Origin of the sequence: Flavobacterium sp. 316 (genome assembly GCF_000967805.1) — a bacterium.
GTDB lineage: Bacteria > Bacteroidota > Bacteroidia > Flavobacteriales > Flavobacteriaceae > Flavobacterium > Flavobacterium sediminilitoris.
In genome coordinates this window covers 333,712-344,418 of the sequence record NZ_JYGZ01000002.1, presented here as the reverse complement: position 1 = coordinate 344,418, position 10,707 = coordinate 333,712, and the positions used below count along the sequence as shown (strand labels likewise).

At 25.6% G+C, this 10,707-nt stretch carries 6 protein-coding genes; 1 reads left to right on the top strand and 5 read right to left on the bottom strand.

Annotation, left to right across the window (positions count from 1 at the left end; translation table 11 throughout):
- Position 1: 1 nt before the first annotated feature.
- From SY27_RS05170 to SY27_RS05150, 5 genes are all read right to left on the bottom strand, one after another.
- A complete protein-coding gene (locus tag SY27_RS05170; RefSeq protein WP_045967854.1) occupies positions 2-3,049 on the bottom strand; it encodes a S8 family serine peptidase in 3,048 nt (1,015 codons plus the stop codon).
- The gene (locus SY27_RS05165) at positions 3,046-4,404 is read right to left on the bottom strand and encodes a hypothetical protein (RefSeq protein ID WP_045967852.1); all 1,359 of its coding nucleotides are present in this window, start codon (positions 4,402-4,404) and stop codon (positions 3,046-3,048) included. The genes SY27_RS05170 and SY27_RS05165 overlap by 4 nt, the downstream gene beginning before the upstream one ends.
- Before the next feature lie 45 nt (positions 4,405-4,449).
- Positions 4,450-4,914 carry a hypothetical protein gene (locus SY27_RS05160; protein WP_045967850.1) on the bottom strand — a complete coding sequence of 155 codons (465 nt, stop codon included), beginning with the start codon at positions 4,912-4,914 and terminating at the stop codon, positions 4,450-4,452.
- Positions 4,915-5,044: 130 nt separating this feature from the next.
- Entirely contained in the window at positions 5,045-8,389 is a 3,345-nt protein-coding gene (locus SY27_RS05155; RefSeq protein ID WP_045967849.1) for an SMEK domain-containing protein, read from the bottom strand.
- 255 nt (positions 8,390-8,644) lie between these two features.
- Positions 8,645-9,310, bottom strand: coding sequence for a response regulator transcription factor (locus tag SY27_RS05150; protein WP_045967847.1), 666 nt, complete (start codon positions 9,308-9,310; stop codon positions 8,645-8,647).
- Positions 9,311-9,807: 497 nt separating this feature from the next.
- On the opposite strand from SY27_RS05150, the gene SY27_RS05145 reads away from it, so the two are divergent.
- Entirely contained in the window at positions 9,808-10,509 is a 702-nt protein-coding gene (locus tag SY27_RS05145) for a hypothetical protein (RefSeq protein WP_152640708.1), read from the top strand.
- Positions 10,510-10,707 lie beyond the last annotated feature (198 nt).

The following is a 10,707-nucleotide window of genomic DNA, read 5'->3' as shown; positions in this document are numbered from 1 at the left end:
TTTATATTGAAACATCATAGGTTACTTCAAGAACAGTCTCATCAATTGTTAGGATAAAATTCAAACTCACATTTTTATAATTAGGACTACTTAGTATTGAATCCGTTATAGAAATTACTGGCTCTATTTTAACCCAATCAGCAGTTGGCGCTACATCAAAACCCCAGGAAGTTCCAGTTTTTTTATAAATAACAGTCTGTTCAATCGCTCCACTAGCTCTATTTTTCTTAATAAACGTAAATTTTAGAGCATTTAATCTACTTTCTAAGATATTTGAAATTTCAAATATGAAGCTTTTACTTACCTCAATTGGATTTGCAGTTAAATTGTAAACATCTTCTGGCAGTTTAGTTTTAGTCCCATCAGCCCCCAATATAAATGAATTAAAATGGGTAACATTTATTGGTTTACAAGTAAGATTTTTATTATTTCTTATATTTGTCAAACTTATATCAGTTTGAGTACCATCAAAAGGTGCAATATGGGCTAATATATATGCTTTTTTGTTAAGTACATTCCAAAAACTACTCCATGAATCTGAAATATTTTTCCATTCAAATGAAATAATCACTTCTGAATTAGCCGGAATTATTGGAATTTCTTTTATTCCAATTAATATCGAATTATTATGAAGAGTAGAATTAATAATCGGATCTTCATTTGCTACATCAATATTATGGAACCATTTATCTGGAAAAGGAAAATTGGGATTAACATCATCAGTAAAAGACACAAATAATTTCAAATCACACTCTTTAAAACTTTGCCTATTTCCTATATTTCTTACCCTAACATATATTTTCTGATCAGTTGTTGTATCTAAAGTATTAAAAGGTTGTGATGGTGTTGGTAAAGTTACACTAGTGTCAATTAATTCTTTTACCCATATATCTGGACTGTCAACAATCTGATTAACCGGTACAATAGTTCCTGAATCATTGTCAAAAAATTTCATAACAGGTTTCTGAATACTTGGTAAAACATGCCAATTTAGAGCCATCTGAATTGCAGCATGAGCATCAATTAATCCTGTTCCATAATGGGAACTATGTTGATAACCATCACTATTTAAAACATACCCTGGTATCCCAGCACCTGAGGTTGTAGCAGCAGAAGATGCTGATTCTTTTATTATATGCTTTACTTCAGACGAACTTAAATTTTGATTTGCAGATAAAATTAATGCTGCTAAGCCAGATACAAATGGAGTTGCTGCAGAAGTACCATTAAAATCAGTAGTTATATCCCCTAAACCATAAAGGTATATTTTAGTAAAAGGGTTAGTCGTATTATTAAGATGAGTTAAAGGAAGTGCTAATTTTAGCATTTTTGTTGAATAATCAATTGCTGAAACAGAAACATTGTAAAAATCAGTTGAATCTTGAACAAGTAACGAACACCCTACAAAAAAACCTATAATACTATCAACTTTAATTTCCTTGACAATATTACCAGTAGCAGTTGTAGCAACTACATTAGCTGTTTTTCTAGGAAAAACTACATAGTCCCCTACGTTAGAGTTTACACTTCTTGTTAATGTAATCTCATTTGTAGTTGAATTTATAGTGCTTATTTTTCTTACATGACCAGTTGATAAATCGCCTAAAGAACCTATAAAAATCTCCTCTGTAGTATAAGGATATGCTCCTTTAACACTTTCTACTTTGATAACTGAAGTCGTACCAGCAGTTGTTATCTTTGTAAATAAAGGAACAAATTCAAAAACTGTCCTAACACCTGTCATTGTTGAATCAATCAAACTAGCATATGTTGTTTTTTTCATTCTGCTAATTGCAATTCTATTCATAGATAAAACAATTCCATTAACATAATAAAATTCAAAACTATTGATATTATTAAAATCACCTAAAACAATTTTCTGCCCTTCATAAACACCATTAACATTATCAAATTCTAAAACAACATATTCATAATAATCAGGATTTGGCGGAACAAATTCTACTGCATTTATTTTAGTTTTTAAACTTAATTTTAAAGGACTATTGCTATGTAATTCTCCTGCACCATTAACAGTATTAGTAAAAATAGTATTATCCTCTTGACCAACTACAGTTCCACCACCACCTGGAGCACAAATATCTATTCTTGTCCCAAAATTACTATAAGATGATCTCTTAGTATTTGGAGATGGAGTGCCTGTCAACCAGTTATATCCATTATCAATCGACACAGCTCCAACTATTAAAGGTTTATTACTAGCAGCCATTTCATTTAAAAACTGATTAGGTGTTGGTTCAATATCTAAACCATCATTACCTGCACCAACAACTATAACACAACCTCTACCATTTCGCCCTAAAGATGTTATTTCATTAAAAACAGCTATTGAATAATGTTCACTTGCTAAACTCGCATTTTGTAATATTTGAAGACTAAAATTAAATATATCAACATAAGAATTATTTAAGAAAAAATTTAATCGTTCAGTTGCATTTAAAGTACCTATTTTCTTATAAAGTCTAGCAAAATTAATACCATCAACTGTAAAATTATATGCTGAATTTATCGCTGAATACACAGAAAATGTTGCTAATGTGTATTCTAAACCAGCAAGTGCATGGGCATAAAGTAATTTAAATATTATTGAAGCATTACCACTACCTGTTGCTAGTGTGTATAAACTACAATTTGGAGCTATACCAACTACACCACTTCCATCATAAGAGGAAATTCCGTTAATTTGAGATTTTGATGATGCTATACCTGTTACTGATTCACCATGGGGTCCAGATATAAAATCAATAAAATCAAATGAACCATTACTGGTTTCAGAAACAACATGCTTTAAAAATTTAGAATCACCATTTGTTAATAAGCCTTTAAACCCAGAAGAAACAGGGATATTGTTAATAGTTTCAACACCAGTATCTATTACAGCTATCTTTATATTTGGACTTCCAAATGCAATTTCATTAGCGTTACCATTTAGAGCTTGAGACCCTCCATTAAGTAATTGCCATGCCTCAGGAGCATTTATCAAACGTAAACCCCATTGTTGTTTAAAAAACTTGTTATCAGTTGTAATCATAAATGTATACTATTATCAATTGCTTGATTAATTTTTTCTCCAGATAAATTATAATATTCAATTAAATCCATTACACCATATGGAGAAGGATAATTTTTAAATCTATAGATAAACTTATTATTAACTTTAGTCTCTTCAATTATAATTTTATCATAATCAATATTCTTCTCATTGTTAGAATATTTAAAATCAACTTTAAATTTTTCTCCTTTAGAATCAAATACTAATTTGATATTAGGGTTAAATAAAGAATTTGAAACTAAAATATAAGGTATTGTTTTTAATTCTTCACGGAGATTCTGGCTCGATTCTAATTCAAAATTTGAGATTATTGTATCATTAATAATATTGTAATCATAAATATTTGTTTTTTTTAATCTCTTTTCTTCTAATTTATATAATGAATCTAATTCAAATTTGTTGAATTTGTATGTTGAATTATTTAGTAATTTTCTATCTAATTTCTCTTGATATGATAAATTCAAATTTGAATATTGCCTTTTTACTACTTCATCTCTTTTTGAGTTTTCACTACTAAAACTTCCATCCTTATATATAATTTTATTTAAACTCATTTCATGATTTTTTTTAGGTTTAAATAGCGTATCATAATTTATATATTTAATGTACTTAGGAATATAATTAGGTTCTCCATTAGAATAAAAATATTCCTTTTCGATTTTATCTTTAGTTGATACAACTTTTGTTTTTAAAAGTAGACCAAATAACATCAAAACATTTTTATCACTTTCAAGATGTTTTATTATAGGATCATTAAATCGCTTAAAATTTGACTTATCTTTTTTTTCTAAATAGAAATAAACTATTCCTAAATTAGTAATCGAATTAAGCATTCCTTTTAGGTTTAATTCTGGGTAATAATTTTTAAAATAATTTTTAGCAAAACATAATTTATCATCTACCAAATCATTACATTCTATTTTAGAATTATACAAAGTATCATTAAAAGCAATAACTATTTTATTTTGGTCTTCTTTATATAAATTAAACTCATCATTAGTAGCCTTTACTCTGTAAGGCGATCTAAGTGAAAACTTTAATTCTTTTGGTAACATATCAAAACTCTGAAACCCTTTCTCATTATATTTTTCATGATAAACCATTATAGTATTATAACCTTCGGGTATTTCAGTAAAATAATAGAATTTTCCTTTTCTATCATATTTACCTTCAATTTTAGGTATTTCAAATCCTTCTAAAGTTACTTTTGCATCTTTAACATTCTTTTCAGTACAGGCATCCTCTAAATACACTTTTACAGCAATATCACTTTTTTGTCCTAAAACAATAAAACTGTTAATTAGAAAAAAAATACACAATTGTTTAATTCTCATATCATTATTTTTTAATACCTATACAACGGAAATAATAAAACAATCTTATCTATAAGCCCTAAAACTCCCGTCAGTCACAGAAACCGTAGTTCCATTACCATCATCTCCAGTAAAAGTAAAAGTTCCTTTAATATACTCGTCATTTATTTCAGTTACAACTATTGTGCCACTTGTAGCCGTGTAGGTATCATTTCCAACCCACAATTCTGCATTATGTAAGGTTTCCAAGTTGTTGTTGGTAGGTGTTTCATCTGTAATTTCATGACTACCAAGTGATGGATTAGTTGGCATCCACAAAGAAATACGATTATAAACGCTGTTAATTTCTTTTTCACCCATTATTAGTTTTTGAAGTGATGTAATGGTTGTAGGTTCAAAATCATAACTTACACTATTAAAAGTATATTTAATGTAAAGTTCACTTTCTCCATTATTAGAGGAATCATCAGAAGAACAAGATGCAAAAGACAGAGTAATTAAAATCAAAAAAATATACGATAATTTTTTCATGGAAAAGATAATTTGTTATAAATAGTTCTCTTCCAAAACTATCTATTTTATATTTAAAAATCAATGAGTATTTATACCTAATTTGATTTTACTTTTAAACTTTAAAGAAGTTTTTATTAGTTATTAAAAATCAATAATTATTCTTAATCTGTAAGCTTTCTATCTCTTTTATTGATAAATTTAATTCTTTAAATAAAAGGTTTTGATTAATAAACTTTAAAATTTTTAATTTCTTATCATGATTGAGTTGAATACTATCTTTATCTATTTCACTCAAAATAGAATGCTTTAATAAAATGGCATTAACTTCTTGTAATGTAATGCCCATTTTTAAAATGGGTAATTCATTAAATGTGGTTTTTTCTACTAATTTGTTATTCTTTTGAAAAGATCTGAAATACCTTCTAAAATATGATACTAATTCTTCACCACCTGATTCTATTAGTTCAACTATTTTTAGCAATGTATTATCTAAACCTGTTATATAATTATCAAAGTTTTTACTGGTTGCCGTACAGTTTTTAAAATTTATCTTTTCATTATACACTTTACTAATCTTACAGGTACTATCGAAAAAAGTATTGCTATTAAAATGACAATTTAAAAACCAATTATAGTTATCAATTACACTATTTGTAAAATAAAAGTCAGAAAAATCTAACTTTAAGTTTAATACTTCTGGTATATCTATCAAATAAAAATTATTTATCGCATAAAAATTATTATCCTCGTAATTTGTATCTGAAAATAATTCTATAAGTATTGTTCTGGAATTTGTTTTAATAGGTTTTAATTCATTTATAAATATAAATAAATTACTAATGGCTTTATTAATTAACAAATTAAACTTAACAGGCAAAGTATTAATTTCATCCATCATTGTTTTGAAATAAACAATTAATTGATCCCAAGTCAATTCACTTTTGTCTATTTTATTTTTCAAACCCACATATATAGCTGAATTATAGATTAATCCAGTAGATATCATACTCAAAAACGAGTCGGTTAAAACAAAGGAATCTGGTTTAATTATTTTGGAATACAATGCATTAATACGAAAAACATGATTATAAAAATCAAATCGGAATAAATATCTATCTCTATTCGTGGTAAAGAAAGGATTGTCTTTTAAACTCTCTTCAATATTCTTAAGCATAAAGGGAGCATTAATTTTTTTTAGTAAAAAATCAAAATCTTCTAATTGAAAATAGCCATTCTTTTCAATAGCTAATAAGCTTAATAATTTTACATATTCATCGGTTTTCAATTTAAAGCCATGCTTCTCTTTTTTTGCAATTTCTCTACCAATAATTTTATAAAAAAGATAATCATTACTATAATTTTTTATTAATATTTCAGAATCATAGTTATACTGTAACAAATCATAATCAAAGTCATTATCAACTATCGTACATATTACTTCTAATATAAATGGCGAATAAACATATTCCTTTTCATCTTCTTCAAAATGTTCAAAAAAATGATTTAGCAACTTTAATGAATCGGCTATTTTTTTTCCGTTATTGTTAAAGTTTTTATTAAAGTATTGCTCTGCTAATTCTTTATTGAATTTCAACAATTTATAATAATTGTGTTTTTGAAATAAGGAATCTTGTGATTTTATTAATTCATCAATATAGACATCTCTACAACTGATTATCAATTTACCTTTCCCTAAGGTTTCTTCTAATTGATTCAAATCGATAATAAAATCAAGCAAGCTAAAATTTGGTAAAGTTGAGATGATTTCATCTATTCCATCAATAATTACTGTTATATTTCCAAATGCAAAATTTGATTTTAAAGTATTCACCTCAACTCCACCAAATTGAATATTTGAAATCTCAAAAATAGTTTGCAAGGTAAATTTTGAAGTTTCAACATTTCCTCTTTTTTGAATAAAATCAATATAAGTCTCTGTATTTAAAAATATGACTAAATGGTTGTCAAAATTTTGCAAGACCTCATCATGAATTTTTTCACAAACAGTTGTTTTTCCATCACCTCCTCCACCAGTTATAAATGAAACTGTTGTTTCTTCATTTTTAAGCCAATTAATAATATCATCTAACGTTTCATTATCCTCTTCTAATCTAAAAATGGGTGAAATAAACACCTCTTCAAGTAACCTATTTTCAATATCTTTTCGAATGTTTTTTAGGCACTTATCATAAAAATACTCATCAATAAAATATACTTTATTCTTTGAAAATTTTTCTTGAATAAATCGTAAACGTAAATTTGTTTTTTGATTATAATCTTTTGGCAACAAAACTGTTAAATTAGTAGAATATCCTTTAGAATATAATTTTTCAAATTTACTTAAAACATCATTTCTCTTGTAATCATGACTAAAAATCAAAAAATTAATAACCGAATTATCATAAGTAAAATTGTATAAACAAAAACTATCATTATTGTCCTCAAAACTTTTAAATGAATGTGTAGGAAATAAACTTCTAAGTACATTTTCTATATCTTTAAAACTATATTTTAAATTTTGCTTGGGTTTGAGATAGTCTAAAACTAACTTTTCAATTTTACTTGCATTTAAAAGAGAAACTGTTCTAGGGTTTTTATATTTCTTGTCAAAAATTTTATAACTATAATTTGTAAAATTTAGTAAAATTGGATGAATTTCATTTTCTTTTAAATACTTAAAAATCCTACAATCAGGATCTTTGGAATCGAGGTTATTTTTAATGTAATTTTGAGAAACTATTACTATTGCATTTTTTATAAAATCTAATACGCTAGTTTCCTTCAAAACCAAGATATTATCAACAAAAAGAGATTTCTTTTCTTTTGCTTTTTTTAAAAGTAAATGATTGGTTGTTACGACATTATAACCTAACTTTGAAATAATTTGCGATGACTCAAAAGCATTATCTATTTCCTCATCATCAAAACTTAGAGCTATATATTCTAAAGTAGTATTTGAATAAATATCGATATCAAATAAGACGGATTCAATTTTTTTGTTAACTTCAAATACTTTTACTTTATCACCTTCATTATATAAATATTCATAAAGGTTAGACAAATCGATAATATTCTTGTCAAAATCAAATTTAAAACGATTATCAATAATTTGTAATATTTCTTTCTTAGTATTGTTGTTAACTCTTTTTTTAGGACTTAGAATTAAAAAAAACAGCTCGTCAGCTTTTTCATAATGCTTATATTTAAGCACCTGATTTATGGTATGTTTAATTTTTTCTGGTGAAAAAGTAGAACTTATTTGAAACATAACCTTATTTTCAAAATCAATACCGTCTATACCGGGAAAATTTTTATCTATTGAATTCGAATTTATTAACTTGAAATTGTAAATTAAATTAAGAATATCTAATAAAGGACTTTCTAAAAGAATATTTAAACTTTGATCATTTACACTATTTTCTAATTCAATTTTGCTTCTAATTAACCCTAAATTAGTAGTTAGTTTATCGTTGAGATTACGTAGCGTTGTCATTAAATAAGATTTTAATCAATTATTAAAGATTAATTGATAATTAATTAACAAACCTATCATTTACAATTAAAAAAATCAATGAGTGTTTTTACTTAATTTGAAAATAGTTATTATACAAAATAATATTAAAAAAACAACGAAAATAAACTTGAAAAGTCTTATAACTTTTAAAATTTAGAGTTAAAATATACATTATAAATTTTCCTAATTACTTTATCTGACAACTCAAAAGTCTTCAGATTATAATTATACCAATTAAGTAAAATTATCTAAAGTAATAGCATTAATTTTTAAAGCAAACAATATAACTCCAATAAAGTTTTTGGTATGTGTTTTTTCCATAATACGCTTTCTATGATTTTCGACCGTTCGAGTACTAATACACAATTTATCAGCTATTTCCTTACTACTCATTTCAACACAAGCCATGTTTATGATTTCAATCTCTCGTTCAGATAAATAAATAGATTCAGATAAATCTAATACATAACCTTCTCTTTTCTCCCATAAAATAGCATCCTTAATGACAACACCTAACTCATCATCAAAATAATAATCATTTTCAATAGTGTTTTCAATGGCGTTTTCCAAAAGATTTGGAGAAGAATTTTTGCTAAAAAATCCATTAGCACCACATGTCATAACATGATGAATTACTTCTTTAGAATTTAGTTGTGAAACAATCAATATTTTTATTTCAGGTTTAATAATTTTTAACCTTTTACACAACTCAAATCCATTTAGTATAGGCATTTGAATATCTAATAATACAATATCAACATTATTATCTTTTATATATTCTAAAAAAGCTAAGCCATCGTCAGTGTCATAAACAACATCAAAATCTATTGATAAAGACAATAATGTAGACAAACTTTTTCTAAAAAGCTCATGATCATCGATTAAAGCAATTTTAATCATAATATTGGGGAAATAACTGTAAAACAGCATGGTTAACAACTTTTAGTTTCCTATTTTCACTTCTTTCTTTTATGGGATTCCATTTTATAATCCCACGCAATTTAGTATAATAAAACTAATATCATTACTATATGATATATTTTTATTTCACTTATACATTTACAAAAACATTTTTTTAGTTTATAGTAATCTAACAAATTAAAAATACTTTAACAGACCTATAAATAGAACCTAATTTTAAAAATAAAAACGCGTAATCAATAGAATATATTATACTATTTTAATATTAAGGAAACATAGCAATTTATGACAAAAAATCTAGCAACACTTTATTTTAACTTATATTAACATCCCTATTTTTAAAAAAATTTAAAATAAATGAAGTCTATGTTTTTACCTAATAGAATCCTTTATAATCTTTTTTTATAAATATCATTGAGTAAAAATACTCATTGCAAAAAACTTTAGTTAAATATAATTTTATAAAAAAAACATTTATGTTAAACTTACTGCAAAATTTATACACAGAGGAGCATAGTTTTAAAGAAGCTTCGTTAGATTTTACGACAAAAGATGGTGATATTTTAGGTTCTGATAAAATCAGCGGCCTAGAAATCAGATTGTCACATGTTATTATTAAAGATAACAAAACAGCCAAAATTTTTCCTTTCCCAGGATTGGCAAAAATTTATTTTTTAACCCTAGTGGTTTCTGATGCAGAAAACCAAGTCATAAATTTAGATTTAAAAGGTTTTGAAAAAGTTGATGATGGAGATGCATTATCTATTGATAAATCCATTTTCTATTGGAAACAAGAAAAAAAAGAAAAAACACCTTCACAAGTCCACGTAATGACTTCAATTATTAAATCAAAACAAAGTTTAAGAGATGTTGCCAAAATAATGGAAAACATTAAATCTGACAGTGATTACAAAGATTTAACAGACAATTTACTAACAATAATAAAAGATGTTAATCAATTTTCTAATGTTATTAATTTTATCAGTACAGTTTCTTCAATCGTAGGCAAATATCTAGGTAAAGTTGAAGATAAACCTTTTTTAACTTGGTACCAAAGTTTTACAGATATTAATGGTGATTGGGACAAGTTAGGAAAAACATACAAACACGCTGAAAACAAATATGCAGCAATGGATTTATCTATAACCATTAGAGATAAGGCTAGGAATAAAAAGTAATAAAAGTTGAAAAACATCATAATCTAACATTCAAAAAATAATTATTTCTCATGTTATTTTTCAATATTGTAATTTCTTGATTATTTAAACAAAGATTACTATGTTAGGAATCTTAAGTCAAAAAATTAATATAATATAAAAGCACTTTAAATTAAGTATAAATACGCATTGACATGTAAACTCATTATTTATAATTTT

Coding starts and splice junctions, on each gene's coding strand:
- SY27_RS05170 (WP_045967854.1), bottom strand. CDS start 3,049: ATGATTACAACTGATAACAAGTTTTTTAAACAACAATGGGGTTTACGT.
- SY27_RS05165 (WP_045967852.1), bottom strand. CDS start 4,404: ATGAGAATTAAACAATTGTGTATTTTTTTTCTAATTAACAGTTTTATT.
- SY27_RS05160 (WP_045967850.1), bottom strand. CDS start 4,914: ATGAAAAAATTATCGTATATTTTTTTGATTTTAATTACTCTGTCTTTT.
- SY27_RS05155 (WP_045967849.1), bottom strand. CDS start 8,389: ATGACAACGCTACGTAATCTCAACGATAAACTAACTACTAATTTAGGG.
- SY27_RS05150 (WP_045967847.1), bottom strand. CDS start 9,310: ATGATTAAAATTGCTTTAATCGATGATCATGAGCTTTTTAGAAAAAGT.
- SY27_RS05145 (WP_152640708.1), top strand. CDS start 9,808: ATGTTAAACTTACTGCAAAATTTATACACAGAGGAGCATAGTTTTAAA.